Source organism: Atopococcus tabaci DSM 17538 (assembly GCF_000429585.1).
GTDB lineage: Bacteria > Bacillota > Bacilli > Lactobacillales > Carnobacteriaceae_A > Atopococcus > Atopococcus tabaci.
In genome coordinates, this window is sequence record NZ_AUCD01000003.1 from 56,070 (window position 1) to 82,895 (window position 26,826).

Genomic DNA, 26,826 nt, shown 5'->3' on the forward strand with positions numbered 1-26,826 from the left:
CCGTCTTTTCGTTTTCTTTGCAGTTTGGAGGGATTCTCATGAAGAAGTTACAGCAATCAGTCAAACGTTCCAGGAAAGACAACCGCGAAGTCTGGAAGTTTACGATCTTTTCCATCTTGTTGAGCAGTGTGTTCCTGTTGTACCGATTATTTATTCCATCTATCTCTCGCTGCACAGCATGCAGGGATTGAACAGTACGTTTGTGGGGCTGGGAAACTACGTGCGGATGCTGCAGGACCCCGTGTTCCGGCAGGCCCTGTTCAACAACTTTCTTTTTTTGATTTTCCAAGTGCCGATCATGTTGGTTCTGGGGTTGATTCTGGCGTTTATTTTGAATTCGCCGCGGTTGAAAGGCCGGACGTTCTTTTTGCCTGGCACTTTTCCTGCCGAGCGTGACGTCGTTGGTCTCTTATGCGGTGTTGTTCCGGATGATGTTTCAAATCGGCGGGGTGGTCAATGATTTTTTGATGCCCATCGGGATTCTCGATTTTTCAATCGACTGGCTGAACAGTACCTTTTGGGCCCGGGTATTGGTCGTAGTCGCGCTTTGTTGGCGATGGACTGGTTATAACATGATTTTCTACTTGGCGGGTCTGCAAAACATTTCCAAAGACACCTTGGAAGCCGCGCAAATCGACGGTGCTTCGCCTGCACAGACCTTGTTTCAGGTCGTCATTCCGCAATTGAAGCCGGTAATTTTGTTTACCTCCATCACCTCCACCATCGGAACGTTGCAGCTCTTCGATGAGGTGGTCAACTTGACGGGAGGCGGGCCGGCAAATGCGACATTGACGGCGGCGCAATTGATCTATAAACATTCGTTTGTGTTCACGTCCAACTTCGGCTATTCCGCCACCCTTTCATGGGCGTTGGTTGTGATCGTGGCCCTGTTGTCCGTGATACAGATGAAAGTCACCAATCGAAGATAGGAGGGAACCGACATGAAACGACCGATTCTAAACATAGCGAAGTACACATTTTTAATTCTCTGCACCATCATCTCTGTTTTCCCGTTCTATTGGATGATTGTAGGGGCCACGAATACATCAAACGACATCGTCTCAGGAAAATTGACGTTCGGTTCCCATTTTCTGGAAAACTGGCAGAATTTGTTCGGCAATTACGATATGATGCGTATCTTGGGCAACTCGTTGAAAGTGTCGTTGACGACGGTGGTATTAAGCGTGCTGGTCACCTCATTGGCAGGACATGGATTTGAAAAATTCCGGACGCGCAAAAGTGAAATCATCTACGCCATATTGTTGCTGTTTATGATGATTCCGTTCGCGGCGCTCGTGGTGCCGCTGTTCCGGATGCTGGCCAGATTCACGTTAATCAACACGCACATCGCGATTATCCTCCCGTTTGTCTCGAACATCTTTTTGATTTTCTTGTTCCGTCAAAGCTTTAAGTCCTTTCCAGATGAAATCGTCGATTCTGCCCGGATGGAAGGCGCCGGAAGTTACACCATCTTTTTCCGGATCGTGTTTCCGATGATGAAATCGACGTTTGCAGCGGCGGCCATCTATTCCTTCATGAACTCATGGAACAGTTTCCTGCTGCCGTTGGTGGTGCTGCAGATGGAAGACCGGTACACCGTGACGCTGTTGATTTCCAGTTTGACGACGGCTTCTTATGTGACCGACTACGGCGTGCAGATGGTGGCCATCGTCATCAGCACCATTCCGACCCTGTTGTTGTTCTTGTTTATGCAACGCCATTTCGTGGCCGGCATGACCGGATCCATCAAAGCGTAAACACTTCCTGAACCAGCCGGATGAATCGGCTGGTTTTTTTGCGTCCAATTATAAGGTTTTTCGGTGCAATTCCTCCTTCACTGGTGTAAGCTAGAGGAAAAGAAGGAGGCAAACGTATGAGTTCATTGATCAAAGACGCACACAAAATGGCGAGCGTTGAAAGTTTGAAAGAAATCATCGCGATTCCATCTGTGCTGGACGAAAACGACACGTCCGGCAAACCGTTCGGGAAAGCCATCGACGACAGCTTGAAAGCCACACTAAAAATTTGTGAGGAGCTGGGAATGTCGACCTTTTATGAACCGAACGGCTATTATGGTTACGCCGATTACGGAGAAGGCGAAGAATTGGTAGGGATTTTATGCCACTTGGACGTCGTGCCGGCAGGAGACGTCTCCAGATGGGAAACCAATCCGTTTGAAGGAGTGGTGAAAGACGGCGTCATTTACGGACGCGGCACGCAGGATGACAAAGGCCCGACGATTGCGGCTTTGTATGCCTTCAAAGCGGTGGTGGACGCAGGGTACACCTTCAACAAACGCATCCGCTTCATTTTCGGTACGGACGAAGAAAGTTACTGGCGCGGCATCGATGCATACAAACAACAGGAAGAAGAACCGCACTTCGGTTTTGTTCCGGACGGCACTTTCCCGTTGACGTACGCTGAAAAAGGACTGTGGCAGGCACGCTTGGTCGGTCCGGGAAGCGACACGTTGAAGTTGAACGTCGGCGGCGCACCGAACGTTGTGCCAGGACAAGCCAGCTACAGCGGGGAAGACGCAGAAGCGGTATCCGCCACGTTGCTTGAAATGGGCGCCGAATCCCAATTGGAAGGCCAGACCGTCACAGTTTACGGGAAATCGGTCCATGCCAGTGTCGCTGGAACCGGTGTGAATGCCGTGATAGAATTGGCTCAAGCATTGGCCAAACACCACGACGAACCGGCATTGACCTTCTTGACACAATCCATCGGCAGCGAAGCCAACGGAGAAAGCCTCTTCGGCGAAGTGAAAGATGAAGTGTCCGGGCAGATGACCTTGAACGTCGGCAGCATCGAGATCGATGAAAACAAAACCGAAATCGTCATCGACATGCGGATTCCGGTCACGGCCAGCCAGGAAGAGTTGGAAGCTGTCATGAGAGAGAAAGCAGGGGAATTCGGCCTGCACTATTACTTGGATGACGAAATTCCTTCGTTGTATGTACCGAAAGACAGCGAACTGGTCACCAAACTGTTGGACATTTACCGGGAAAAAACCGGCGACATGACCGAACCATATGTCAGCGGCGGAGCCACCTATGCAAGAAAATTGAGAAACATGGTCGCGTACGGCGCCCGTTTCCCGAACACACCGAGCTTGGCCCACCAAGAAAATGAAGGCGTCGAGTTGGAAAAACTGTATGACGCCATGGACGTCTATGCAGATACAATCGTCGAATTGTGCTGCAAATAAGCAGAAAAGGAAACCTTCTCTTATTAAGGGAAGGTTTTTTTTCAATTCCTCTTTGTAATCGCATTTGAAAGCGCTATAATTAATGCAAGAACCAATAAAATATGCATAGGAGTGGATTGCGTGAAACGATTAGGTGTGTCGATTTATCCGTCAAAAAGCCGATTTGAAGAGGACAAAGCGTATCTCGATTTGGCCCACGAGTATGGCTTCACCCGTATTTTTACCAGTTTGTTGGAAATAGAAGGCGACAGCTCGGAAGTTATCGCCAAATACAAACGCATCATTGAGTACGGCAATTCGCTTGGGATGGAAACGATTCTGGATATCAACCCGCGCCTGTTTGGTCAACTCGACATCAGTTACGACGACTTGAGTTTTTTCCATTCGCTGGGCGCTTCGGGCATCCGGCTCGACCTCGGGTTTTCCGGAGCGGAAGAGGCGCTGATGACGAAAAATGAATACGGTTTGATCATCGAAGTCAACATGAGCAGCGGCACGAAGTACATCGATAATGTGATGAGCTACCTTCCGGAAAAAGAAAAACTGTGGGCGTCCCACAACTTTTATCCGCAGCGCTACACCGGTTTGGCCCAGGACCACTTCGAGGAGACGACGGCTCAATACAACCGTTATCGTTTGAATACTGCCGTGTTTGTCACCTCTCAAGTGGGCGAGCTGGGACCGTGGCCGGTGCAAACAGGTTTGTGTACGCTCGAGTCTCACCGTACCCTGCCGATCGAACTGCAAGTGGCACACTACAAAATGATGGACACCATTGATGATGTGTTGATCGGGAACGCGTATGCCAGCGAAGAAGGACTGCGCCGGATGAGCGACGTCTTCCACAGTCCGCATCATTTGCTTCCGGTGGAATTTTCGGAAGAAGCCACCGAGTTGGAGCGCAAGGTGATTTTGGACGAGCTGCACAACTACCGGGGCGACCGGTCGGAGTATATGATCCGCTCCACCCAGACACGCGTGAAATACAAAGAAGAAGCATTCCCTGTCCACCGCACGGGACCTTTGGAGAAAGGAGCAGTGATAATCGGAAACGACGATTTCGGGCAATACAAAGGCGAAACGCAAATTGCCCTTCGCGAAATGGAAGACGATGGCACTCGAAATGTCGTAGGAAAGATAAAAGACGATGCATTGTTTTTATTGGATTGCTTGCAGCCTTGGTCTAGTTTCAAATTCGTAGAGCGTGAAGGAAATAAATGAAGCAGCCTTAGGAGGAATGGACAATGATAGAAACGTTGGAAAGATACGCGGGTAGAATCGCTGCTCAACGTCACTTGCAGTCACTCAGGGACGGGATTGTTCTGGCGATGCCGCTCATCATCATCGGTTCCATCTTTTTGATTTTAGGGAACTTGCCAATCCAAGGGTATCCAGAAATGTTGGCTGAATATGGCATCAACGAATGGATCAATAAGATTGTCAACGCAACGTTCGGACTCATGGCGTTGGCGGCGGTATTCGGCATGAGCCGCAGCTTAGCCAATTATTATCATACGGATGGCACGTCTGCTGGTATCCTGGCTATTGCCGCCTATATATTGGTATCTCCGGATTTGGTCAGCGAAACCGGAGCTGGAGTGAACTATACTTACCTTGGCAGCAGCGGGCTGTTCGTGGCCATTGTCGTGGGCTTAAGTTCCGCAGAGATTTTCCGTTTCTTTGTGCAAAAAAATTGGGTGATTAAAATGCCGGATGGCGTTCCACCGGCTGTCAGTCAATCTTTTGCGGCGTTGCTGCCGGGGCTGATGGTCATCCTATTCTGGTCGGCCATCTATATTATTTTGCAAATTTCTGGAATTGAAAACATTCACGATGTGTTGACCAACACATTAGGCCGGCCGCTAAGCGCCGTGGGCAGCAGCATCTGGGGAACACTTTTGATGGTAGGGTTCAATTCCCTGTTTTGGTTTATCGGAATCCATGGAGCCAATACCACAAACCCAATTATTCAGCCGATTTGGCTTCAAAACACAGATGCGAACCGTCTGGCATTTCAAGCGGGAGAGGAACTGCCGCACATTATTACCAATGAATTTATGATGAACTTTGTCTGGATCGGCGGAGGCGGGGCAACCATTGGATTGGTAATCTGCTTGTTCTTTTTCGTCAGGAGCCAGCAAAACAAAGCAATGGGGAAGCTGTCCTTCTTACCAGGACTTTTCAATATCAATGAACCAGTCATGTTCGGACTCCCGGTGGTTTTGAACTTCAAAATGTTGGTTCCGTTCATTCTTTCTCCTATGGCCAACGCCTTGATCACCTATTTCGCGATGGCTTCAGGGCTGGTAGCCAAGCCGGCGGGAATTGTGGTTCCGTGGACGATGCCGCCAATCATCAGTGGGTACTTGGCAACAGGCGGGCAGAACAGTGGTGCAGTCATTCAAATCGTCACGGTGGCGGTGTCCACATTGATTTACTACCCGTTCGTCCGCAGCTTGGATAAAGATAAATTAAGAGTGGAAGAGGAAGAGCGCGCAAGCAGAGAAAAAGATCATTACACCCAACAGATGCAGCAACCGCAAGCATAAATCAAATGTCGCGACTGATGGGAATAAAGGGACCGGCTTCTTTGACAGCCGGTCTCTTTTCGATTGAAAAAAGTTTCTTCCATTGAAAAGGGTACCCCCGGACCGATATAGTAGAAGTAGACATTTATGGAGGGAAGGGAAGCAGATGAGATTAAGCGTATTGGATCAAGCCCCAATCACCCGAGGCAACACCGGGCAGGGTGCGTTGGAAAAAGCGGTGGAACTGGCCCAGGTGACAGAAGAACTGGGGTACTACCGATTGTGGATGGCGGAACACCATGGAAGCGACGCTTTTGCCAGTTCCGCACCGGAAATTGTGACGGCTTATTTGGCCGCCAAAACAGAAAAAATCCGACTCGGGACAGGCGGTACGATGATGATGCACTATTCGCCGTTGAAAATGGCGGAAGTCTTCAAAACGTTGAGTGCGCTGGCACCAGGCCGTATCGATTACGGTGTGGGACGCGCACCGGGAGGAGACCACAATGCCATTTATGCCTTGTCCCAAGGCGCCACTCCTGAATTGGATCATTTGTATGAAAAACTGGATGTGGCGTTGGAGTTGATCAAAGACGAAGTGCCGGACGACCCGTTGTACAACAAAACGATTGCGTCGCCTGAAGGAATCCAACTCCCTGAAGCCTGGTTGTTGGGCTCCAGCGGAAACAGCGCCATCCAAGCGGGCAGAATGGGGTTGGGGTATTCCTTTGCCCAGTTCTTCATGCTGGGAGCGATGCGCAAAGAGATTTTTGAATTGTACCGGTCGAATTTCCAGCCTTCTGAATTTATGGAAAAACCGGAAATCAGCGTGGCGTATTTGGTGACGGTGGCGGAAACAAAAGAAGAAGCGGAATTCCAAGCCAAACCGCAGGACATCGCGCGCATTCATTTAGCGCAAGGACGGATGGAGCCACTTATGACCCCGGAAGAAGCGCAGGAATACCCGTTGACCGAAGCCGAAAAAGTCGGCATCCAACAAAACCGGGAAATCCACTTGGTCGGGACGGCGAAAGAGGTCGCAGACAAACTGCGTCAAGACCAAGAAGTCTACGGTTTCCAAGAAGCGATGATCTGCAGCATCGCGCACTCGCAGGAACAACGATTGAATACCTACAAATTGCTGGCAAAAGAATTGCTGTAAGCCGGCAGAACAAATCAGCTCGAATTCACTGATGCGGCGGTCTCTTTTCACAGAGGCCGCTTTTTTATTTTTTCTTCGGATGTAGACTCAACTTTTTTCGGCGGTGAGTCTACATCAGACAGCTGTTCAATGACAGCTCAAACGAAAAAATGATTCCAGTCGTCATTCTTTTTTTCTACCCAGAGCTTCACAAGTAAATTTTCTGTCTTCTTTTAGTAAAGGTTTCAATAAATGATTAACGAAACAACAGGTGTTTCCGAAACCGATCGAAGTGCAGGAACGAGAAGCGGTTGAAGGCATCGTCCAATTGGTAGAAGAAGCGAAATTAGAAGCGGAAGAAACATTGGATACGGTCGCTTTCCGGTCAAGCATTTACAGTGACACGGGGATGCAGGAAATCCATACATACAACTTGGTGACGGATATGATTTTAACCGGCAGCCAGTATTTATACGATATCTATTTGTACATCCCGGAAGAACCGGAAGAGACATTTGAAGCCGATCTGGCTCTGGCTGTTCCGGAAGCACTGGAGTAATCAAAGAAAAACGAACAGTGCCCCCAAATAAAAAAAGAGAGCTGGAGAATGAAGTCTCCAGCTCTCTTTTGTGTTAAACAGTGATCAACAAGCAGCCGAGAAGCCCGACTAAGTAAAGCGCAACGGCCGTAATGGTTCCGTTGAAAGTGAACTCGATGGCTCCAGCTTTGTTTAACAGTTTGCTGTTTTTCACAGGTCCTCTGTACAACAAAACAGCGGCAGCGATCATCACAAAGTAGACGACGCCTTTTTGGAAATATTCCGCTTGCGATACCGTCAACGAGTAATCAAACAACAGGCGAATCGTCTGGCGGCCAAACACACCTGTCAACAACGACATGATTCCCAAACCAAGAGCCGACCACTGACTGTACCGGTCCAAGTTTGCTTCTTTTCCGGTGTCTCTTCCGAACAGCATGGTGGAATACTTAACAAAGGATGTAATAGTCCCCAAGTTGATGAGGTTCAACATGGCAGCCACCACAGGACTGTTTGTTCCATGGGCAATCATGTATTTGGACAAACTGCCATTGAAAAACGGCGCCCCGGTGATGCCTAGAATCGCAAACAAAGTGGCCACTCCAACCAAAGGCATTTTCCGCATCACGCCGCGGATTTCATAAACATTCCGGGTGCCGTAGACGTTATAAATCAATCCTGCAGTCAAAAACAGGGCAGACTTGAACAACGCGTGGTTGAAAATGTGGTAGACACCGCCCCAGAAGGCAATTTCCGAATCCATATTCAATGCCACAATGATTAACCCGACCTGCGACACGGTGTGATAGGCAAGAATCAATTTGATGTCTTTTTGAGACAACGCCAAGACAAACCCGATGACGGAGGTGAAGAAACCAAGGACAAAGAAAAAGTTCTGCATGTCAATCGCAGAGCCGAACATGTCACTGAACCGGATGGACAGATACACCCCGATTTTAATGTACAACCCCGACAGAAAAGCCGACACAACCGGGGGAGCGCTCGGCGTCCCATGGGCTTTCGGAAGCCAGCTGAACAACGGCATGACGGCTGTTTTCAACGAGAGAGTCGTAAACATCAACGCATAGGGAATAATGACCGCCCGGCTGTTTTCCACCAGTTCCATGGATTGTCCGATCGCCCGAATATCCAACAGGCCGAAAGTTTTGTAAATAAACCCGATGCCAAACAATAAAAACGCCGAGCCGATGACGTTGACGAAAAAGTAAATCATCCCGTCATAAATGGCTTGTTTTTCTTTGTTAAACATAATCAAGACACTGACCGTGACGGTTGACACTTCCAACAGAACAAAGATGTTAAACAAGTCGTTGGTTAAAAACAGCCCGTTCAGCAAGCCTTGGAGGACCATAAATAAAAAGAAAAACTGAGCAGTGAAATAGTTCTGTTTATAAGAAAAGAGAATGAAAAATAAAAACAAAATCGACGTCATCAAGAGCATGGCGGCAGCCAACTGGTCAACGTAAAGGGTGATGGCCATGCCGTCCGGCCACCCGCCGATGTTGTTGACGATGGTTCCGGTTTGACGGACCTGCCAAAACAAACCGACGACGGCGAGTGTATCCAGGGCCTGGAACAAGACCAAGACAAAAGATGCCGATTGATTGCGTCGTAAAATATACGCCAACAATCCAACTAAAATAGGAGCCAACACATATAAATAAAGCATCAAGGCGCGCTCCTTTCGTCATCGGAAGTACGGCTGGGGTCCGCCACTTTCCGTGTCCAATTGGTGATGCCGTATTTTTGTTTGTAATGGACGAACATGGTCAGCCCGATGGCCGTTACGCCGATGCCGATCACGATGGCGGTGATCATCAGCGCCTGCGGAACCGGGTCCGCAAAGAGAGCAGGGTCGCCTTCTCCAATGGGAGGGGTACTGTTCTCGGATAAATTTGTTGTGATAAAAAACAAATACACTCCTGATTCCATGATGGAAAGAGACATGATGGTCTTGATGATATTTTTTTGGGTCATCAAGCCGTATAAACCGATAAAAAAGATTAACACGCTCACTGTTTCTGCTGTAATGAATTCCATAAATGCCCTCCTTTAACCAATCCACTCATTCTTGTGCTTCATAATAGACAAACCGATAAAAAATGATGCTCAAACCCGAGAACACTTTTAAGCCGATCAATGTGTTCATCAAGATCATATAGGCTCCGTCTGACAAAACCGCCGTCACAGGCGGCCACTGTAAGAACAAGTAACTGATTGGTGTCAGTAAAATAAACACAAACAAGATTTTTTCGGTACGCTCGAACCCGTCTATTTTCAAATCAAAGTTCGGATTCACCAAATAACGGGAAATCAGAGCGGTCGCCAGGATGGCCCCTCCTTGAAATCCGCCGCCCGGGGACACATGGCCGTTGACCATCACGTACAATCCAATCAGCAGTACATACGGATAGACGAAACTGACCATCTGGATGATGATTTCCGAATACTGGTGCAGCTGGATGCGCGGCGTGACAAAACTGTAAGCCCGTCGTTCTTTGTACCAAGACACGTTGATGACTTCGATGACACTGACCATCAGCATCAACGCCTCAAACAACGTATCGTACACCCGGTAATTGAGATAAATGGCGGCGACCGAGTTGGATGCACCTGTTTCTGCGAGAAAATCTGTCGTGAAAAATTCTTTCAACTGGGTTCCGAAGCTCTCAAACGAAGTCGAATAGATGCCCAGCATCAAAGACGCACCGATCAATACGACCAACAAACGCAACAGACTAATAGCTTTGGAGGATGTCATCATTTTTCACCTTCTCAATCGATATGCCTTCCACTTGAAAACTTCCGTCCACGATGTCACCGGAAGAAGAAAGCACGTCTTGGTATACTTGGTCGTCTTGATTTCCGATGAAGTACAACTTTTCTGCGCCTTGGTAAACAATCAAATCGGGTTGGTCGTTTTCAATGACGTCTTTTAAAGATTTATTGGAATACGCCATGTGCGGTTCCACGTTTTCTCTTTTTTCCAAAAACAACTCCAAAGGCCGGACCACAGTCGGTTCCACTTCCGCGATATGGGCATCTCGGACAGCTTGGGTTTCATCAAACACATAACAAATATGGAACACGCGGATTCGTTTGATGCCGACCAAGTACAGCACAGTCGACAACCCCAAACCGATAGCGACTTCGGCCAGCGCTACATCCGGTGCTTGATAAAGCAGGTAGGCCAACGCAATCAACAGGGAAAAAACTTCCAACAAAATGAGGGAACGCAATAAGTTGTTGGACTGCGTCACCACAATGGCCAACACAACAAGAGCCACCAACAGTACTTTTTCAATCATTTGCTTTCCTCCTTTTTTATCCTGAAGCCATTATGATAAGCTGAGTGGAGAATGGAGTGGCTTGAAATAGGATTGGTGATCAGATAGAAAAACAAGATCACCATCAGTTTGGCTGAGAAAAAGGATGCGCCACTTTTTGCGATTAATCCCAGAATGACAAAGAGGAAGCCGACCGTATCGACTTTGGAGGCAATCAAGATACGCGTATAAAAGTTTCTGAACCGATTGACCGCGTATGTGCCGAGAACGATGAAAAACAAGCCGAGAATCAAAAAGATATTTCCAATCAGCTCCATCACACATCCCCCTTCCTCTCAATAAACCGGGCAATCAAGATGGTGCTCAGAAAACCTAACAGCCCATACAAAATTGCCACATCCAAAAAATAAATTTGTTCGGTGATCAATGCATACAACGCAATGGCCATGATGATTTTGGTGGACAACAGGTTGGCGCCGAGAAGCCGGTCCCAATAGGTCGGCCCCGCCAACGTTCTGTAGACGGCGCTGATCATTAACAGCACAATCACAACCAATACGGCTTCGTTGATATAATGAAACATGACTCAACCTCCTGTTTTAGTATGTTTGGTTTGTTCGTATTCCAGCAGAAGCCGTTCCAAGTTGGATGGAATGATGTCTTCCGCGGTTTTTTCTGCATTTGCAAAAGTCAATATTTTCAGCTGGCTTTTGTTTTTCTCCACTGTCACCGTTCCCGGCGTCAAAGTGATGGAATTGGCCAGCACATTCACCAGCAGGGGATTGGTGAGTTTGGTTGTATACAAGACGATTTCCGCATCCACATTCCGGCTGAAAATTTTGGGCAGCACACTGAATCCCGCGAAAAAAATCTCTTTCAGCAGGACAGCGCCGTATCTTAAAATAAACGAAAAACTGACGGAATAATAATCAGGATATTTTCCGCGCAGAAGATAGCGGTTGGTAAAAAGAACGACAGAAATAGAGGCGAAAATTCCTGTCCATACAACGAACCCATCCAGACGTTCAAACAACACGATCCACAAAACAAACAGCAAAGAGAATTGACCTAAATGCCGAGGAAGACTCTGCCCAAAAGAAGTTCTCTCATTTTTCAACATCATTCACATCCTTTTTAAGTTGAGTCAAGAAACGTATGTATTGGACATGTTTCTTTCATAGAACACATAGTAGATTTTAAAGTAACACATACTCATTCCGGAAACTAATAAAATGGCGTGCATTGTGTGTCCTGACCGCTGTCATTTTTCAAGAAGACAGAGGAGGTGGTGTTCACTCCAAAAAACAAAAAAACACAGTTTCTAAGAAAATAGAAAACGTGCTTTTTTGCCTGTTATCTTTTCGCCACTTGCAATTTCGGCAAGCCGCGGACCATTCTGCGTTTCATCTATACGGCGCAATTTTTGCGTCGTTTTCGGATTGACTTCCGGATTTTCGTAAAGCAGGTAATAAATTTCCTGCATACGCGAAGTGTAGTAGTCAGAAAGCAGCCAGAAATAAATCAGGCGAATATGTAGAACCACTCGTTCCGCTTGAAGCTGTGTCACCGGTTCAGACTGGCGGTCCAGCTTGATGCGGTAGATTTGCAACGCAAACCAGTTTACCGTCTGCAATACCAAAAACAACCCAATCAACATTTTGATCAAATTTTCCATCATAACCCCTCCAAAGAGGTAGTGATGTTTCATACAATTTTAAATATAGCTAAACTTCGGAGAGAAGACAACAACGTTGAAAGCGGATACTTAAAAACAGAGATGTTATTCTTTCGTTTTTATACCGTTTCATTAGAAAGTGGTTAAATTCAGCATATGCAATTTGTGGCAGTTTTTTGAACTTTTAAGAAAAACAGAAAAAAGAGCAGAAAACCTTATCGTAGCGCGAAATAAATCATCTTAAATAAAAAACAAAAAAGAAGCGTTCATCTTAATTTTCTACAGAAACAACCGATAAAGGGAACATAGGGGTTAATTATTCAATATAGTAAGCACTGATTCATAAAGGGGAGATAGAGATGGGGAAGACAAAAAGCAATGAATCGTTTTTGTCTCGTTTTAAGAAAAGACACAGAAAGAAGGGGAGAAAGCCGCAAAAAAATCAGAAGAGCTTGAGCCGGATTATTTTTCCTGCGTTGCTCGCCTTGATGTTGGTACCGGTTTTTGTACTGGCGGTTGCGTCTTACACGCAGACAACCTATTTGTTGAGGGAGCGGATTGAAGAACAACAGCAGCAAATCACCAGGAACGTGGTGAATTCGATTGCCAATGCGGGGACAGGAGCAGAGAGTTCACTGAACCGGATGATCAACGACGGAAGGCTGGTTCATTTCAACCAAAATGAAGACAATTCATCCGTTCAAATCGACATCATGGACCGTTTTACATATTCTCTATCGGGAAATCAATACTTTGCAGATGTCTACTTTGGTGCGGCTAGTGGAGACATCGTGGGGACGAAAGCTGGAATCAACGATGCGGACTACAATCCGCACGAACAGCCATGGTACAAGGGAGCGTTGGACGCAAAAGGAGAAATCCATTGGAGCGAACCCACAAAAGATCCGATTACCAATGAAGTCACCGTCACGGCCTCCAAATTATTGGTCAGCCAAAGGGAAGACCAAGGTGTCATGGCATTGGACATCGATTTGGATGCGTTGACGAGAGAGCTGCAGGATGCGGAAATCGCCAGAACAGGCAGCTTGATGATTGTCTCTGACGACGGGGTGGTGCAAATGGCCCAAAAGCCGGAACTGATCGGCACCAATATCTCGGACTCCGACCTGTTTCAAGGAACTGACGGAGAGAGCGGGTATGTCAAGGACAAGGTCGTCAACAACGGAGAGCACGGCATTTACTACGAAACCATCGGCGACATGGGGCTGACCGTTTACGGAATGGTGATGGAAGATGAGATGCACACCGAACAACGGACTTTGTTGCTGCAGTCGCTCTTCATCGGTGTGGTATGGACGTTGATTGCATTATTCGTCGCATGGGTGCTGTCCAAAGCCATACTGTCTATGACCGCCAGCTTCCAGAACGCGTTTGCGCAGGCACAAGCAGGCGATCTGACCGTCCGATTGACTGCAAAAGAATTGTTCCGTTCTCCGATTGAGGGAGTAAACAAATGGCGGAAACAGAAGTTCTCTAAGAATGCAGAAGAGACTGAGGAAAAACAACTGGATCCAACCGGACATGAATTGCATCAAATCGCTCTTTCATTTAACCACACGATGCAGACGTTCCATGACACGGTGGGCGGCATCTCAGAAAGAAGCGAAGCCCTCCTGGAGCACACGGCAACGATGGCGGACAGTTCCCTTCAGACAACGCGGGCAACGGAAGAAGTCACAGAAACCATCGCCGGTGTTGCACAGGCAACCAACACGCAGACACAGGACACGGAAGAAACGGCTGAGAAGATGAGCCAATTGTCGGACAGTGTGGATGAAATCGAAGCGAACGGCCAACAGATGGGTGTGTACGCGGACAGTACCATCGTCGCAAACGGCGAAAACGCGGAAGCCATCCAAGAGGTCAATGAAAACTGGCAACGGACCATCCAAACACTGCAGGAATTGAAAGGCGAAATTCAAGTGGTCGATGCGGACATCCAAAACATTGAACACATCCTTCAAGTCATCAAAGGGATTTCTTCGCAGACCAACTTGCTGGCTTTGAATGCGTCCATTGAAGCGGCACGGGCAGGAGATGCCGGAAGAGGATTCGCGGTGGTCGCCAGTGAGATCCGGAAACTGGCAGAAAAAAGCGCCCAGTCTTCAAAAGACATCGATGACATCATACGCGGCATCCAGCACAAATCCGCTAGCATGGTGCAGACGCTGGAAAAAACAGACGAAGAAAGCGACGTACAGACAGCGAAAATCAACGATGCGTTGGAGTCGTCCGGCAAAGTCTCCACCGAAGTGGAAAAACTGGTGGACTCCATCCTTGCGGTGACGCGTTCTTCTGTCCTTATCCGTGAACGCAAAGACGAAGTGATGGCAGCGTTGGAAAACATCTCTGCGTCGGCACAGGAAAATGCCGCCAGCACAGAAGAAGTTTCCGCCAATGCCGAAGAAATCATGGCGACGATGGAAGAATTCCAATCATCCATCGATGAGATGAAACGGGTCGCTGAGGAATTGGAAGAATCGGTGAACCAATTCAACTTGAAAGAAACCGAAGCCGAAGAAGAACTGCCGGCAGAATCAACGGAAGAGTCCTTGGCAGTGACCGGAAACATTCAGTAACAAGGAGGGATTGCGAAATGGAACAACAAATTGTATTCCGCATCAAACAACAGCGGTTCGCTGTGCCGATCAGCGCAGCAGACAAAATCAACCAGCTGGAAAACGTCACACAGATGCCGGATGTGTCGGAGTATGTGATGGGGGTGATGGACGTGGAAGGCCGCGTCCTTCCCGTCATTGACTTGCCGAACCGATTGTTCAACGATGTGCTGGAAAACGCAGGAGAAGCGCAGGTGCTGATTGTCAATTGGAAAACATCCCGCATCGGCTTGGCGGTGGATGAAGTGATGGCTGTCCAGTCTTTTGATGCCGAACAAGTGGACCAAGAATCCGATAAAGTGTCGGTCATCGATGACTCCGCATCGCCTGTGTCCGCCTTTATCCGGACCGAAGACGGCATTGTCCTCGCACTGGACATCAACCAGCTGTTTGAAGAAAAAGGCGACTTGGAACTGCAGGCACTGCTTGAACCTGAGAGGGAAGCCGCTGCAGTGTCAGGAGACCATGAACAGTAAACAAACCGCTGCTCCGGAACAAGTGAAAGTCGGCATTGCGGACTACAAAATCACCCAGGCTCCGCACTCGCTCATCACCATCGGACTCGGGTCGTGTGTGGGAATCGCATTGTACGACACGTACAACAAAATCGGAGGATTGGTTCACATCATGCTTCCGGACAGCCAAGCGTTCAAAGACACAAGCAAATGGGTGAAGTTTGCAGATTTGGCCATCCCAAAAGTGGCGGAAGAACTGAGCAAAGGGACCAACGCGAAACTGGTCGCCAAAATTGCGGGCGGCGCCAGCATGTTCCAATTCAACACAAATACAAAAGGACTGCAGATCGGGGAACGAAACATCGAGGCGGTCAAACAGACACTGGGAGAGTTGAAAATCCCATTATTGGGCGAACACACAGGCGGAAACATGGGGCGCACGATGATGGTTGATTTGGACACATTCGATGTGACTGTGCGGATGGTCAACCGCGAACTGCATCAGATTTAACAAACAGATGAAATGAGGAAACGACTTGACACAAAAAAATCCTGACAAGCAGACGAATGCCGAGCGTCCGTGGGCCATTGAAGCATTGGTGATCGGCGCATCGACCGGTGGGCCTAAAGCGTTGGTATCCGTTGTGCAGTCCCTTCCGTCGCGTGTGGGTGTTCCGATTTTCATTGTCCAACATATGCCGGCAGGGTTCACCGCATCCTTCGCGAAACGGTTGGACAGTTGCAGCCCGATTCCGGTGGTTGAAGCGGAAGACGGAATGCGAATCCAAAAAGGAATGGTGTATGTGGCCCCCGGCGGAAGACACATGGCGGTGCAGTCCACGCGCATCAAATTGTTGGACACTGAAAAAGTGCATGGAGTGAAGCCGGCGGTCGATTTGTTGTTTGAGTCAGCGGCAAATCAGTATGAAGAAAAAGTGGCGGCGGTGGTGTTGACCGGCATGGGTCGGGATGGCACAGCCGGCTGTTTGAAAGTGAAACAAAAAGGCGGCTATGTGCTGGCACAGGACGAACAATCCAGTGTGGTATACGGGATGCCGAAACACGCCATGGAAGCCGGTGCAGTGGACGAAATGGCATCTTTGGAAGTGGTAGCTGAGAAAGTAAAAGAAATGGTTAAGGTGTAAATATGGAGTGGGATTTTAATACATTTTATGAGTGGGCGCAGAAGCATTTAAAACTGGAATTGCATGCGTACAAAGAAAAACAGTTGCAGCGTCGGATCAACACGGTCATGGGACAGGCAGGCGCGACTTCTTTGGCAGATTACTCTAAGTTGATTCAAAGGGACCCCATTGTCCGTGAGGAGTTTTTAGATTATATTACAATCAATGTGACGGATTTTTTCCGCAACAAAGAGTTATTCGACAACTTTGAAGAACTGTTGGTTTCCAGACTGGCGCCGCAATTTGGGCCGTTGAAAATTTGGAGCGCAGCCTGCTCGACCGGGGCAGAGCCGTATTCATTGGCGATGATTGTACATAAGCACAACTTATCATTGAAAGAAAACATTTTAGGCACCGATTTGGATGAAACGGTGTTGAGTCAAGCGCGTGAAAGTGTGTACACTGAGTTTGAATTAAAGAACCTTCCGTTGTTGGAAAAGAAAGAATATTTCCGACAGTCCGATAAAAAATATGTGTTGGACCGGCGAATCCGTCAGAATGTCACCTTTAAAAAGCATGATTTGTTGAGGGACTCCTTTGGGAAGGACTACCATGCCATCATCTGTCGAAATGTCACCATTTATTTCAAAACGGAAGTAAAAAATGATTTATACCAACGTTTCAGTGACGCTTTGGTACCCGGTGGGTTATTGTTCACGGGAGCGACGGAAACCATCTACCGTCCGGAACAGTTTGGATTGAAAAAAGTAGCTTCCTTTATTTATGAAAAAATGTAAGAAGAGAAATAAAGTGGGGAGGAATGTATTGCTGATACAGTGCATGAAATTACCTCCGGAATGGACGTGTTTGCTTGTAAAAAGCCATGGGACCGTCTGAAGCCTGTAGTCTTCAGACTCTCAAGCCTCAAACGAAACGTAAATGCTAAAGCATTAACGTTTCGTACATTCGCATTTCGTCCTTCTACATGGCTACAAGCAACCACTATTCCTCCAGAGATTTCAATTGGAGGAACTGATTTTCTTATTGAGAGTATAGTTGATAGAACTAACATGGAAAGGAGTGAGACGATGGAGGACAACAGTGCCTATCGTGACCTGTTTTTTGAAGAAACCGATCAATTATTGGAAACGTTGAATGAAGACATTTTGAAGTTGGAGCAGGCGCCGGAAGATATGGAATTGATGAACGCTATTTTCCGGTCTGCCCATACATTGAAAGGAATGGCGGCGACCATGGGCTTTGATGCCATGGCCAAGCTCACCCACTGGATGGAAAACGTCTTTGAATTGTTCAAGAAAAAAGAACTGCCGGTTGACCATGACGCCATCTCCTTGATTTTTACTTGTTTGGACACATTGAACGATATCGTGGAAGATTTGCGTGCAGGCGGGGAAGGTGAAGTCGACATTTCAGGGCTGGTTGACCGATTGGAACGCGCTTCTCAAGGCGGTGCGCCGGGCGGGAACGCCGCGTCCAATGAAACAGCTGAGGAGCAATCCTTGGTTCCGACACTAGAAACGATCGAATCGTCTGACAGGGAAGTGATTTACAGAGCGGGCGAGGCGGGATATAAAGCCTATGTCATTGCGGTGCGTGTGGACAACGAAAGCATGATGAAAAACGTCCGCGCATTCATGACGTTGAACAACTTGGCGCAGCAAGGCGAGGTCATCCGCAGCGAACCAGGTGCAGAAACATTGGAAAACGAAGACTTTGGACAAGATTTCCACCTTCTCTATGTCTCCAAGCTGGAAGAAGCCAAAATCAAAGAGCTGATTTATGATGTGGTGGAGATCGAAGAAGTCGCTGTGGCCTATGCTTCTACCGTTTTGAAACAAATGGAAGAGGCGAAGAAACAAGTGGCCTCTGCCGAAACATCAGAAGAAGCACCTGCAAAACAGACCAAGAAGCAGGCACGCGCCATCAAACAGACCATCCGTGTCGATTTGAACCGGTTGGACCAATTCATGAACTTGGTCTCGGAACTGGTCATTCACCGAACGCGGCTGGAAGACATCAGCTCGAAGTTCCAGATTGACGAAATCAACGAACCGCTCACACAAGTCGCCCGTATCACATCGGAAATGCAGGAAGTGGTGTTGCAGCTGCGGATGCAGCCGTTCAGCGTGGCGGTCCAGCGTTTCCCGCGGATGATCCGGGATTTAGCCGACGAGCTGGAAAAAGATATCCAACTGGTGATTGAAGGCGAAGACACCGAACTTGACCGGACGGTGGTCTCTGAACTGAGCGAACCGCTCGTTCACTTGTTGCGGAACTCCGCTGACCACGGCATCGAAACGCCGGATGAGCGGGAAGTCCTCGGCAAACCGCGTCAGGGAACCGTCAAAGTTGCGGCGTATCCGGAAGGCAACCGCGTGGTGGTCACCATTTCCGATGACGGAAAAGGACTCGATCCGCAGGCCATTCAAAAGAGTGCCGAGAAAAAAGGCATCGCAACAGACGGTTTGAGCGACAAAGAATTGCAAGAGCTCATCTTCCATCCTGGCTTTTCGACAAAAGAACAAGTCACCGGTGTTTCCGGAAGAGGCGTCGGGATGGATGCGGTGAAAGAAAAGATTCTCGGTTTGAACGGGACCATCGAAACTATCAGTGAAGTCGGAAAAGGAACCACTTTCCGGATTACCTTGCCGTTGACCCTGTCTATTATCCAGTCATTGTTGGTGAAAGCCGGGCGGGAAACCTTTGCGCTTCCGCAGGCCGTGATTGAAAAAGTGGAAGTGTATGACGAAGAAAAAGTGGCTTCGGTCCCCCATTCCCAAGTGTATTTATATAAAGGGGCATACATCCCGGTTACGCATTTGAGCCAAGCACTCGGGTTGAATCCGGACAAAGAGACCATCCCGCATGTCATCCTGGTCAAACTGCGGGATACGTACCATGCGCTGGTGGTGGATGAATTGGTCTACCAAAAAGAGATTGTCATCAAAGAGCTAGGCAAAGAACTGGATGGGTTGGACCAGTATTTGGGCGCCACCATCCTTGGAAACGGGGAAGTCGTTTTGATCTTGGACTTGTCGACCATCTGCGGCGCGAGACGGGGCACACCGGCATGACGTCGTACAAAGATGAACTGATGCAAAGTGCGCTGCAGGAAGTGATCAACATCGGCGGGGGAAATGCCGCCACCAGCTTGTCGGCGTTAATCGGCCGCCGGGTAAACATGGAAGTCCCGACGTTGGAATGGATGGAATACGAGGACGTGTTCCGTTCCATCCGCGCAGAAGACGAAGTGGTGAAAGTGGTGTTGATGCAGCTTCACGGAGGGGAAGGCTTGTTTTTGTTTGTGGCTTCGCCCGAAGACGCCCAACACTTGGCCGCGATGATGTTTCCGGAAGACATGGAACCGACACAGGAACTCGTCGATTCGGCAGTTTCGGAACTGGTCAACATCTTGGTCAACTCATTTTTGAACGCCACGATGAAACTGTTGGACATTCACCTGTCCGCTTCCGTTCCGGTGATGACCTATGACTTGTTTGGGTCGGTGTTGAGTTCGGTTTACTTGGAGCAGGAACAGTACGACAGTTCGATTTTAATTATGAAAAATGAATTTTGGAGTGACGGCGACAAAATAGAAGGTTCACTTTATTTTGTGCCGAAACCGGAGTTTTTGAAGGAATTAACCAATCAATTAAGCAGATAAAAGGGGATTATTAAAAATGGCAAAACGTGTATTGATCGTCGATGACGCAGCATTCATGCGAATTAAATTGAAAGACATCTTGGAAAAAAATGGATACGAAGTGGCGGGAGAAGCGCAAAACGGCAGCGAAGCCATTGAAAAATACAAAGAAACCCAACCGGACATCGTGACAATGGATATCACGATGCCGGAAATGGACGGCGTGGAAGCGTTGAAAGCCATCAAAGCGTTTGATGCAAACGCCACTGTGTTGATGTGCAGTGCCATGGGCCAGCAGTCCATGGTGATGGATGCCATCCGTGCAGGAGCGATGGATTTCATCGTCAAACCGTTTGACACAGAGCGTGTCATCAAAGCATTGGACAAAGTCGCAAATTAAAAGAAATGAGGACCAAGTCGAAACTACTCTGACTTGGTCCTTGCATTAGGTGAGTGAGGAAGGGAGCGTGAAATGATGCAGTTAATTGTTTTTTCATTAAATAATACTTATTATAGTCTGCCGACTACTCATGTGGAAGAAATCACCAACCGTCTTTCATCCACCAAGGTTCCTAAAAGTACTGAATGGGTGGAAGGTTTGGTCAACTTACGGGGCCATGTCATGACGTTAGTAAATATGCACAATTTGTTGAACATTGATGAACCGGAAGGCGGAACGTGTTATAATAATACAATCATTGCGCAACTCGATAAGAAAAAAGTGGCGTTAATGGTGGATGAAGTCATCGGAGTGACGGAAGCGGAAGAACATGATTTTCAACCTGCTCCAAGTGACGGCGGTCAAGCCGTATCCTCATTGGTGACTTTATACGAGCACGTCGTCAATGTCATCGACTTGACGAATCTTTTCAACGAAAATGAGGGATCTTAGTGAGTCAAGCAGTATTGTCGCAGCAAGAAATCGATTCATTGTTGGAAGCGATGGACAAAGGGGAATTTGATGAGGAGCTGTTGGCGGAAACGGAACAGCCAAAAGTAAAAGCATATGATTTCCGGCGGCCTGTCCGATTATCGAAAGAATACCTCAGTACCATCACCATGGTTTTGGAAGACTTTTCGAAAATTGCAGGCAATCAATTGTCCACCCAGCTCCGCAAACAAGTGGAGATGAAAATGGAATCCATCGAGCAGGTCAGTTTCGATGAATTCGTCCATTCCGTTCCCCGGTTCACCTTAATGGGAACAATGAGCAGTCAGCCGCATAAAGGCAGCCAGGTTATCGAAATCAATCCGCAGTTGTCTCTACAGATGGTGGAAGTGCTTTGCGGATACGATGATGATGCCATCACGCCGATGGAATCAACTAAAGAGAGCTTCACAGATATTGAGCTGGCTATTTTAGAAGAAGTGATCCAGACGTTTGTCCGAGCGTTCGAGAGTTCCTGGCGTGGAATCACCGAGTTGGACACCAAACTCGATTCGATCGACACCAATCCGCAGCTGTTGCAGACGATGTCACCGAACGAAGCCGTCGTCCTGACCACCTTCAGCATCACTCTGGGTCAAAACCGTACGTTTATGAATGTTTGTATACCTTACATATTCTTTGAAGATATTTTAGATAAATTAAGCTTCCGCAACTGGTTTCACGAAGGCAAAGGCGCGGATGAATCCGATCATCAGAAATTCGCCAAGAATTTGGAGCGGGTTCCGGTATCGGTTGAAGTGGAACTGGGAACAGCCTACATGTCGGTGGAAAACTTCCTGGACATGGAAGTGGGCGACGTCATCCAATTGGACAACAAAACGTCAGCGCCGCTTACGATGTTGGTCGAAGACCGGCCGTATTACCGGGTCAAACCGGGCATCGTAGACAACCAGATGGCCGTGGAAGTATTACAGTTTACTGGAGGAGAAGCCACAGATGAGTGAAATGTTAACACAAGAAGAAATTGATGCCTTGATGAACGGGAATGTGGCTGCAGATGAACCAGTCGCCGAAGAGTTGATCGACCAAACACAGGCCGACATCATCGGTGAAGTCGGGAACATTTCCATGTCCCAGGCAGCAACCACCTTATCGACCTTGTTGAACCATCAAGTCAATATCACCACTCCGCGTGTATTTGCGGTTCCGGTGAGACGAATCATTGAAGAAAGCACCATTCCAAAAGTGGTGACAACCATTGAGTTCAAAGAAGGCTTGAAAGGCAGCAACATGCTGATGATCGATATCCCGGATGCCAACATCATCGCGGACTTGATGATGGGGAACAGCGGGGAAGGCGTGGCTGATAAAGAGTTCACGGAATTGGAATTGAGCGCCGTGGGCGAAGCGATGAATCAGATGATGGGGACTGCTTCAACGGCGATGGCGACGATGTTCAACCGTAAAGTGGACATCAATCCTCCTGAAATTCGTACATGGGACGTGGAACAAGAGACTACCCTCTCTGAAAGCGAACAGGACGAGACCATCGTGGCGATTGCGTTCAAATTGACCGTGGAAGGGCTGCTGGAGAGCGAAATCATGCAGATTTTCCCGATGGAGACCGTCGAAGAAATCATCGATATCATGTTGAAAGACGAAGCGGTCACCCTGAACGGTCGTGAAGTCGCAGTGGAAGAGGAGACAACGCAGATGGAGCCAGTGGAAGAGAAAGTGGAAATCCAAAAACCAGCGTTCCAAGAATTGTCCGATAAAGGACCGACCAATGTACCGAGAAACCTGGATTTGATTATGGATGTGCCGTTGGAATTTAGCGTCCTTCTCGGAAAGAGCAAGAAGACCATCAAAGATATTTTGTCTTTGGGTGCCGGTTCTGTGGTTGAGCTGGACAAGATGACCGATGAACCGTTGGAAATCTATGTCAATGGCCAGTTGATCGCGGAAGGCGAAGTGGTTGTGATCAATGAAAGCTTCGGTATCCGCATCACGAACATCTTAAGCAAAGCCGAACGTATCCGTCATTTGAATTAATTAAAAGGAATGACTGTCTCTCATGAGGCAGTCATTTTTGTATGCTCAGAGTAATAACTCAAAAAATCACACACAAAAAACAATATTTTTCAAAAAGATGGTTAACTCTTTTCAAAAAGTGTCGATAAAGAAAGTGGAAGGGGATTTCCCCACGTATCTGTTTATGTATAATGAAGAGCAGGACAATCTGAAAGGAGTGCAACAGATGAAAATCGAAAACGGCTATCACAAATACCTCCAATCGATTCAGCAAACAACCAAAACTCAACCAACAAAAAAAGTAACGAATTCCAATGAACAAACGCAAGAAAAATCCGTACAGGTGAACATTTCGGAAGAAGCCAAGCGCTTGTCCGAAGCAGCGAACCAAGGACACAGCGCTCGGGCAGAAGAAATCAAACAGGCAATCGCGAACAACACATATAAAGTGTCACCGGAAGACATCTCTAAAGGCATGATGCAGGCGATGCGTAACCAGAGAGGGAACGAGTAATGACCACAGAAACACGGACACTGCCGGAACTGCTTGAGTCGTTTAAAGCGGTGCTCTTGAAAGAAAAAGAGGCACTGATTCAAAACGACGGCGAAGCGGTGCAGGCTATCGTCAAAGAAAAAGAAGCCTATGTGGAAGCCTTGAATCAGGCGGAATGGAATGACGAGGAAAAAGACACGGTGAGACAATTGGCAATGGACATTCGTGAGCTGCAGGAGACGAATTTGCTGTTGACGAAACAAGCCATGAAATACACCGACACCTTCTTACAGGCTTTTCAAAAAGAAGCGAAAAAGAAACCCATCACCTATTCCAAAAGAGGTAGCTACGAACAAAACAGCAGCGCAGGATTACTCGATCAATCGTTATAAGGAGAAACAACCATGACAGGACTTTTTGGATCATTAAACACAGCAACAAGCGGCCTGCGCGCGCAGCAAACCGCACTACAGACGACCAGCCATAACTTATCCAACGCCAACACAGACGGTTATTCCCGTCAGCGCGTGACGATGAACGCGGCGATGCCGCAGGATGTAGCCGGCGTCGGATATGTTGGAACAGGGGTACAGATTTCCGGTGTGACACGCATCACCGACGACTATGTCACCACTCAGCTGCAAAACGAGGAAGCCTCTTTGAGCCGGTACACACAAAAATCAGATGTACTGGGGCAGTTAGAAGCCATCTACAACGAACCATCCGAAACCGGCTTGTCCAAGCAACTGAGTGAATTCTTTGTTTCTTGGAGCAACCTCGCGTCCAACCCGGAATTGGCCACTTCCAAAACGATGGTTGTCCGCCAGTCCGAAACCTTTTTGGACAGGATGAACCATATGGGGAACCAGATGGAAGGCTTGGCGCAAGACACCGTCCGTGAAATTGAAAAAGACGTGTTGGATTTCAACTCCACCGCCGAACAGCTTCACGGATTGAACAAGCAGATTTTCAACGCCACCGTGAAAGGCCAGTCGCCAAATGACTTATTGGACCAACAGGACCGTTTGATAGGAAAACTCACTGAACTCGCTGGGGTAGACGTAAGACGAGACGGAACTGGACGGGCATTCATTACACTGGATGGCAATGACGTTGTGACCGAGAACTCCTTGGGTCAACTGACTAGTGACTCGGAAGGACAAGTTTCCATCGTCAGTGAAGAAGGCACAGAAGAAGCGGTTACTTTGAATAAAGGCAGCATGAAAGGTTTGCAGGAAGCATTGGACGTGGTAAACGAAAAACGCGCAGATTTGGATACATTTGCTTTCAACTTGGCCACTGCAGTGAACACCATACATACAGACGGCGGCGAGAGTGACTTAGCTTTTTTTAACATCGGCTCTGGAGAAAACGCCGCTCAAAGCATTTCCGTCAACCAACAGTTGGTTGACGACCCGACGAAATTGCATGCGGGAAGAAGTTTGGCTAACGATGTGGCCGGTGACGGTTCACGTGCCAAAGCCATCGCAGATTTGCAGAACACGTCACTGGGAACGGACGCTGGAGAATGGAACTACAGCAAAGACACCATGTCTTTTGAAAACGACCCGGAAGGTTCATCGTTGTTCAACCACTACAACGAGATGGTCACCGACATGGGAATCATCAAGCAACAATCCGACAACATGGTTGCCAACCAAACAGATTTGGTTGCTTTGTTGGAACAGCGGAGAGAGTCGATGTCGGGCGTGGACATCAACGAAGAAGTCGTGAACATGATCCGCTACCAAAGTGCGTTCCAAGCGAACTCCCGAGTCATTTCCGTGGTATCGGAGATGCTCGACACGCTGATCAACCGGACAGGAGTGTAAGAAATGAGAGTCACCAGCTCACTGATGTCAAAAAGCTATTTAAGAAACTTAAACCACAACACCAATAAAGTATTGAAATACCAAGAACAGTTGTCTTCATTGAAAGAAGTCAACCGTCCATCCGATGACCCGATTACGGTTTCTAAAATCATGGACCTCAACAACAGCATCACTCAAAACGAACAGTACGAAACCACCATCGATGATGCAATTGACTGGACAAATGTGCAGGATTCGGCGCTGGCGAATGCGACCAACTCCATGCAAAGAGTTCGAACGTTGGTTCAATCGGCTGCGAACGGAACGATGAATACAGAAGACCGGAAAGCGGTAAAAGCCGAGGTGGAAGCCGAGATTGGCACATTGGTGGATTCATTGAACACCAGCTTCGGTGGACGCTATGTTTTTGCCGGAGCCAACACAACCGATGCGCCTTTTTCAATTGAAAAAGACGTCAATGGGGAGTTTCAAGGAATCAGCTATTATGGAACAGACACCAATCTCCCAAGGGAAATCGCTCCTGGCGTGACTGTGGAATTAAAAACCGATGGCAACCAGTTGATGAACGACCAAGGAAACGGAAATATCGGAGATTACTTTAAGGAAGTATTGACTGCGTTGGATGAGGATGATACAGAGGCGCTCGGAGGACATCTGCTTGAACGAGCAGATCAAGAGTTTAACAATATCGTGAACACTCGAACCGAAATTGGAGCCATCTTCAATCGTCTGGAATCTGCGCGTGAACGTAACGAGAGCGAATCGTTAAACCTTCAAGAAATGCTTTCAAGCAAACAAGATGTGGACATGGCTGAGAAATTTATGCAGTATTCCATGGAGATGGTGGCGTATAAAGCCTCTCTGCAAATAGGAACAAAAATACTACAGACAAACCTTTTGAACTATCTCTAATAAGAGAGATAGTTCAATTTTTTTCTATAAAAAAATATAAATTTACGACTTAAATAAATCGGCAGATTTTATAATGAAGCTAGCCACCGCCAAAGAAAAAACGCCACGTGAATTTCTGGTATATTGAGGTTACCACTAACTCTCAATAGACAAGGATGAATTCACGTGACACAAACCCATCTTAACACAGAATCCCGCAAGGGAAAACACCTTTCCTACGCCGAGCGCTGCCAGATCGCGGTCCTGAAGAAGGAAAAGTACTCGAATCGCGATATTGCCCAGGTGTTGGGGCGGGCTCCGGAGACGATCAACAGCGAAGTCAGAAACGGGACGGTCCAGCAGCTCCGCCGCCAGAAGCAGAACGGGAAGACCTACGACTACTATGA

General features: G+C 47.8%; 33 protein-coding genes. 25 read left to right on the plus strand and 8 right to left on the minus strand.

The features are described 5' to 3' along the window. The first annotated feature begins 38 nt into the window (after positions 1 to 38). The 9 genes from G470_RS14790 to G470_RS0101370 all read left to right on the plus strand — a co-directional run bounded on the left by G470_RS14790 (position 39) and on the right by G470_RS0101370 (position 7,439). Positions 39 to 191 carry a hypothetical protein gene (locus G470_RS14790; RefSeq protein ID WP_240470619.1) on the plus strand — a complete coding sequence of 51 codons (153 nt, stop codon included), beginning with the start codon at positions 39 to 41 and terminating at the stop codon, positions 189 to 191. Beyond that, a complete protein-coding gene (locus G470_RS14795) occupies positions 188 to 460 on the plus strand; it encodes a hypothetical protein (RefSeq protein WP_240470620.1) in 273 nt (90 codons plus the stop codon). The genes G470_RS14790 and G470_RS14795 overlap by 4 nt, the downstream gene beginning before the upstream one ends. Then, positions 429 to 929: a carbohydrate ABC transporter permease gene (locus G470_RS14800; RefSeq protein WP_240470621.1), complete on the plus strand. Its 501-nt coding sequence runs from the start codon at positions 429 to 431 to the stop codon at positions 927 to 929. Before G470_RS14795 ends, G470_RS14800 begins: the two co-directional genes overlap by 32 nt. Before the next feature lie 12 nt (positions 930 to 941). Continuing rightward, positions 942 to 1,757 (plus strand): carbohydrate ABC transporter permease, encoded by an 816-nt coding sequence (locus G470_RS0101345; protein ID WP_028273257.1) that lies wholly within the window; start codon positions 942 to 944, stop codon positions 1,755 to 1,757. 116 nt (positions 1,758 to 1,873) lie between these two features. Beyond that, positions 1,874 to 3,211, plus strand: a complete 1,338-nt coding sequence (locus G470_RS0101350) for a M20 family metallopeptidase (RefSeq protein WP_028273258.1) — start codon at positions 1,874 to 1,876, stop codon at positions 3,209 to 3,211. A gap of 120 nt (positions 3,212 to 3,331) precedes the next feature. Next, positions 3,332 to 4,432 (plus strand): DUF871 domain-containing protein, encoded by a 1,101-nt coding sequence (locus tag G470_RS0101355; RefSeq protein ID WP_028273259.1) that lies wholly within the window; start codon positions 3,332 to 3,334, stop codon positions 4,430 to 4,432. 23 nt (positions 4,433 to 4,455) lie between these two features. Next, positions 4,456 to 5,760, plus strand: coding sequence for a PTS cellobiose transporter subunit IIC (celB, locus tag G470_RS12335; RefSeq protein ID WP_051258355.1), 1,305 nt, complete (start codon positions 4,456 to 4,458; stop codon positions 5,758 to 5,760). Between the two features lie 145 nt (positions 5,761 to 5,905). After that, positions 5,906 to 6,901 carry an LLM class flavin-dependent oxidoreductase gene (locus G470_RS0101365; RefSeq protein ID WP_028273260.1) on the plus strand — a complete coding sequence of 332 codons (996 nt, stop codon included), beginning with the start codon at positions 5,906 to 5,908 and terminating at the stop codon, positions 6,899 to 6,901. A 250-nt stretch (positions 6,902 to 7,151) separates the two neighbouring features. After that, the gene (locus tag G470_RS0101370; RefSeq protein ID WP_028273261.1) at positions 7,152 to 7,439 is read left to right on the plus strand and encodes a hypothetical protein; all 288 of its coding nucleotides are present in this window, start codon (positions 7,152 to 7,154) and stop codon (positions 7,437 to 7,439) included. 73 nt (positions 7,440 to 7,512) lie between these two features. Here the strand turns inward: G470_RS0101370 and G470_RS0101375 are convergent, their stop codons facing one another. The 8 genes from G470_RS0101375 to G470_RS0101410 all read right to left on the minus strand — a co-directional run bounded on the left by G470_RS0101375 (position 7,513) and on the right by G470_RS0101410 (position 12,401). Then, positions 7,513 to 9,108: a complex I subunit 5 family protein gene (locus G470_RS0101375; RefSeq protein ID WP_035444824.1), complete on the minus strand. Its 1,596-nt coding sequence runs from the start codon at positions 9,106 to 9,108 to the stop codon at positions 7,513 to 7,515. Further along, a complete protein-coding gene (locus G470_RS0101380) occupies positions 9,108 to 9,479 on the minus strand; it encodes a sodium:proton antiporter (protein ID WP_028273263.1) in 372 nt (123 codons plus the stop codon). The genes G470_RS0101375 and G470_RS0101380 overlap by 1 nt, the downstream gene beginning before the upstream one ends. A 25-nt stretch (positions 9,480 to 9,504) precedes the next feature. Beyond that, entirely contained in the window at positions 9,505 to 10,203 is a 699-nt protein-coding gene (locus G470_RS0101385) for an MnhB domain-containing protein (protein WP_028273264.1), read from the minus strand. Next, positions 10,178 to 10,747, minus strand: a complete 570-nt coding sequence (locus G470_RS13715) for a Na(+)/H(+) antiporter subunit B (RefSeq protein ID WP_051258356.1) — start codon at positions 10,745 to 10,747, stop codon at positions 10,178 to 10,180. Before G470_RS13715 ends, G470_RS0101385 begins: the two co-directional genes overlap by 26 nt. Further along, positions 10,744 to 11,043 (minus strand): monovalent cation/H(+) antiporter subunit G, encoded by a 300-nt coding sequence (gene mnhG, locus G470_RS0101395; RefSeq protein WP_028273265.1) that lies wholly within the window; start codon positions 11,041 to 11,043, stop codon positions 10,744 to 10,746. The genes G470_RS13715 and mnhG overlap by 4 nt, the downstream gene beginning before the upstream one ends. Then, a complete protein-coding gene (locus tag G470_RS0101400) occupies positions 11,043 to 11,309 on the minus strand; it encodes an MrpF/PhaF family protein (RefSeq protein WP_028273266.1) in 267 nt (88 codons plus the stop codon). The genes mnhG and G470_RS0101400 overlap by 1 nt, the downstream gene beginning before the upstream one ends. Before the next feature lie 3 nt (positions 11,310 to 11,312). Then, complete coding sequence (locus G470_RS12345) at positions 11,313 to 11,846, minus strand: Na+/H+ antiporter subunit E (protein WP_051258357.1); 534 nt, start codon at positions 11,844 to 11,846, stop codon at positions 11,313 to 11,315. Positions 11,847 to 12,047: 201 nt separating this feature from the next. Beyond that, positions 12,048 to 12,401: a hypothetical protein gene (locus G470_RS0101410; RefSeq protein WP_028273267.1), complete on the minus strand. Its 354-nt coding sequence runs from the start codon at positions 12,399 to 12,401 to the stop codon at positions 12,048 to 12,050. A gap of 359 nt (positions 12,402 to 12,760) precedes the next feature. Between G470_RS0101410 and G470_RS12350 the strand changes: the two genes are divergently transcribed. The 16 genes from G470_RS12350 to G470_RS0101490 form a co-directional block, all read left to right on the plus strand. Beyond that, entirely contained in the window at positions 12,761 to 15,001 is a 2,241-nt protein-coding gene (locus G470_RS12350; RefSeq protein ID WP_051258358.1) for a methyl-accepting chemotaxis protein, read from the plus strand. Positions 15,002 to 15,018: 17 nt separating this feature from the next. Beyond that, on the plus strand, positions 15,019 to 15,516 hold the full coding sequence (locus G470_RS12355; RefSeq protein WP_051258359.1) for a chemotaxis protein CheW: 498 nt from the start codon (positions 15,019 to 15,021) through the stop codon (positions 15,514 to 15,516). Continuing rightward, complete coding sequence (locus G470_RS0101425) at positions 15,506 to 16,006, plus strand: chemotaxis protein CheD (RefSeq protein ID WP_028273268.1); 501 nt, start codon at positions 15,506 to 15,508, stop codon at positions 16,004 to 16,006. The genes G470_RS12355 and G470_RS0101425 overlap by 11 nt, the downstream gene beginning before the upstream one ends. Before the next feature lie 25 nt (positions 16,007 to 16,031). After that, entirely contained in the window at positions 16,032 to 16,640 is a 609-nt protein-coding gene (locus tag G470_RS12360) for a CheB methylesterase domain-containing protein (RefSeq protein ID WP_084172026.1), read from the plus strand. 2 nt (positions 16,641 to 16,642) lie between these two features. Next, positions 16,643 to 17,416 carry a CheR family methyltransferase gene (locus G470_RS0101435; protein WP_028273269.1) on the plus strand — a complete coding sequence of 258 codons (774 nt, stop codon included), beginning with the start codon at positions 16,643 to 16,645 and terminating at the stop codon, positions 17,414 to 17,416. A gap of 291 nt (positions 17,417 to 17,707) precedes the next feature. Further along, complete coding sequence (locus G470_RS0101440) at positions 17,708 to 19,714, plus strand: chemotaxis protein CheA (RefSeq protein WP_028273270.1); 2,007 nt, start codon at positions 17,708 to 17,710, stop codon at positions 19,712 to 19,714. Next, the gene (locus G470_RS0101445; protein WP_240470622.1) at positions 19,711 to 20,304 is read left to right on the plus strand and encodes a chemotaxis protein CheC; all 594 of its coding nucleotides are present in this window, start codon (positions 19,711 to 19,713) and stop codon (positions 20,302 to 20,304) included. The genes G470_RS0101440 and G470_RS0101445 overlap by 4 nt, the downstream gene beginning before the upstream one ends. A 16-nt stretch (positions 20,305 to 20,320) precedes the next feature. After that, a complete protein-coding gene (locus G470_RS0101450) occupies positions 20,321 to 20,683 on the plus strand; it encodes a response regulator (protein ID WP_028273272.1) in 363 nt (120 codons plus the stop codon). Positions 20,684 to 20,755: 72 nt separating this feature from the next. Beyond that, entirely contained in the window at positions 20,756 to 21,175 is a 420-nt protein-coding gene (locus G470_RS0101455) for a chemotaxis protein CheW (RefSeq protein WP_051258360.1), read from the plus strand. Further along, entirely contained in the window at positions 21,175 to 22,176 is a 1,002-nt protein-coding gene (fliM, locus tag G470_RS0101460; RefSeq protein ID WP_035444827.1) for a flagellar motor switch protein FliM, read from the plus strand. Before G470_RS0101455 ends, fliM begins: the two co-directional genes overlap by 1 nt. Further along, positions 22,169 to 23,224, plus strand: coding sequence for a flagellar motor switch phosphatase FliY (gene fliY / locus G470_RS0101465; protein ID WP_028273275.1), 1,056 nt, complete (start codon positions 22,169 to 22,171; stop codon positions 23,222 to 23,224). Before fliM ends, fliY begins: the two co-directional genes overlap by 8 nt. A gap of 205 nt (positions 23,225 to 23,429) precedes the next feature. Then, entirely contained in the window at positions 23,430 to 23,717 is a 288-nt protein-coding gene (locus G470_RS14520) for a flagellar biosynthesis anti-sigma factor FlgM (protein WP_028273276.1), read from the plus strand. Beyond that, a complete protein-coding gene (locus tag G470_RS0101475; protein ID WP_028273277.1) occupies positions 23,717 to 24,088 on the plus strand; it encodes a flagellar export chaperone FlgN in 372 nt (123 codons plus the stop codon). Before G470_RS14520 ends, G470_RS0101475 begins: the two co-directional genes overlap by 1 nt. Positions 24,089 to 24,100: 12 nt before the next feature. Continuing rightward, entirely contained in the window at positions 24,101 to 25,528 is a 1,428-nt protein-coding gene (gene flgK, locus G470_RS0101480) for a flagellar hook-associated protein FlgK (protein WP_028273278.1), read from the plus strand. Between the two features lie 3 nt (positions 25,529 to 25,531). After that, the gene (flgL, locus tag G470_RS0101485; RefSeq protein WP_028273279.1) at positions 25,532 to 26,440 is read left to right on the plus strand and encodes a flagellar hook-associated protein FlgL; all 909 of its coding nucleotides are present in this window, start codon (positions 25,532 to 25,534) and stop codon (positions 26,438 to 26,440) included. Between the two features lie 165 nt (positions 26,441 to 26,605). After that, positions 26,606 to 26,826 (plus strand): helix-turn-helix domain-containing protein (locus tag G470_RS0101490; RefSeq protein ID WP_028273280.1); only part of this gene is annotated, 221 nt, incomplete at its 3' end.

Coding starts and splice junctions, on each gene's coding strand:
- G470_RS14790 (WP_240470619.1), top strand. CDS start 39: ATGAAGAAGTTACAGCAATCAGTCAAACGTTCCAGGAAAGACAACCGC.
- G470_RS14800 (WP_240470621.1), top strand. CDS start 429: ATGATGTTTCAAATCGGCGGGGTGGTCAATGATTTTTTGATGCCCATC.
- G470_RS0101345 (WP_028273257.1), top strand. CDS start 942: ATGAAACGACCGATTCTAAACATAGCGAAGTACACATTTTTAATTCTC.
- G470_RS0101350 (WP_028273258.1), top strand. CDS start 1,874: ATGAGTTCATTGATCAAAGACGCACACAAAATGGCGAGCGTTGAAAGT.
- celB (WP_051258355.1), top strand. CDS start 4,456: ATGATAGAAACGTTGGAAAGATACGCGGGTAGAATCGCTGCTCAACGT.
- G470_RS0101365 (WP_028273260.1), top strand. CDS start 5,906: ATGAGATTAAGCGTATTGGATCAAGCCCCAATCACCCGAGGCAACACC.
- G470_RS0101375 (WP_035444824.1), bottom strand. CDS start 9,108: ATGCTTTATTTATATGTGTTGGCTCCTATTTTAGTTGGATTGTTGGCG.
- G470_RS0101380 (WP_028273263.1), bottom strand. CDS start 9,479: ATGGAATTCATTACAGCAGAAACAGTGAGCGTGTTAATCTTTTTTATC.
- G470_RS0101385 (WP_028273264.1), bottom strand. CDS start 10,203: ATGATGACATCCTCCAAAGCTATTAGTCTGTTGCGTTTGTTGGTCGTA.
- G470_RS13715 (WP_051258356.1), bottom strand. CDS start 10,747: ATGATTGAAAAAGTACTGTTGGTGGCTCTTGTTGTGTTGGCCATTGTG.
- mnhG (WP_028273265.1), bottom strand. CDS start 11,043: ATGGAGCTGATTGGAAATATCTTTTTGATTCTCGGCTTGTTTTTCATC.
- G470_RS0101400 (WP_028273266.1), bottom strand. CDS start 11,309: ATGTTTCATTATATCAACGAAGCCGTATTGGTTGTGATTGTGCTGTTA.
- G470_RS12345 (WP_051258357.1), bottom strand. CDS start 11,846: ATGTTGAAAAATGAGAGAACTTCTTTTGGGCAGAGTCTTCCTCGGCAT.
- G470_RS0101410 (WP_028273267.1), bottom strand. CDS start 12,401: ATGGAAAATTTGATCAAAATGTTGATTGGGTTGTTTTTGGTATTGCAG.
- G470_RS12350 (WP_051258358.1), top strand. CDS start 12,761: ATGGGGAAGACAAAAAGCAATGAATCGTTTTTGTCTCGTTTTAAGAAA.
- G470_RS12355 (WP_051258359.1), top strand. CDS start 15,019: ATGGAACAACAAATTGTATTCCGCATCAAACAACAGCGGTTCGCTGTG.
- G470_RS0101425 (WP_028273268.1), top strand. CDS start 15,506: ATGAACAGTAAACAAACCGCTGCTCCGGAACAAGTGAAAGTCGGCATT.
- G470_RS0101435 (WP_028273269.1), top strand. CDS start 16,643: ATGGAGTGGGATTTTAATACATTTTATGAGTGGGCGCAGAAGCATTTA.
- G470_RS0101440 (WP_028273270.1), top strand. CDS start 17,708: ATGGAGGACAACAGTGCCTATCGTGACCTGTTTTTTGAAGAAACCGAT.
- G470_RS0101445 (WP_240470622.1), top strand. CDS start 19,711: ATGACGTCGTACAAAGATGAACTGATGCAAAGTGCGCTGCAGGAAGTG.
- G470_RS0101450 (WP_028273272.1), top strand. CDS start 20,321: ATGGCAAAACGTGTATTGATCGTCGATGACGCAGCATTCATGCGAATT.
- G470_RS0101455 (WP_051258360.1), top strand. CDS start 20,756: ATGATGCAGTTAATTGTTTTTTCATTAAATAATACTTATTATAGTCTG.
- fliY (WP_028273275.1), top strand. CDS start 22,169: ATGAGTGAAATGTTAACACAAGAAGAAATTGATGCCTTGATGAACGGG.
- G470_RS14520 (WP_028273276.1), top strand. CDS start 23,430: ATGAAAATCGAAAACGGCTATCACAAATACCTCCAATCGATTCAGCAA.
- G470_RS0101475 (WP_028273277.1), top strand. CDS start 23,717: ATGACCACAGAAACACGGACACTGCCGGAACTGCTTGAGTCGTTTAAA.
- flgK (WP_028273278.1), top strand. CDS start 24,101: ATGACAGGACTTTTTGGATCATTAAACACAGCAACAAGCGGCCTGCGC.
- flgL (WP_028273279.1), top strand. CDS start 25,532: ATGAGAGTCACCAGCTCACTGATGTCAAAAAGCTATTTAAGAAACTTA.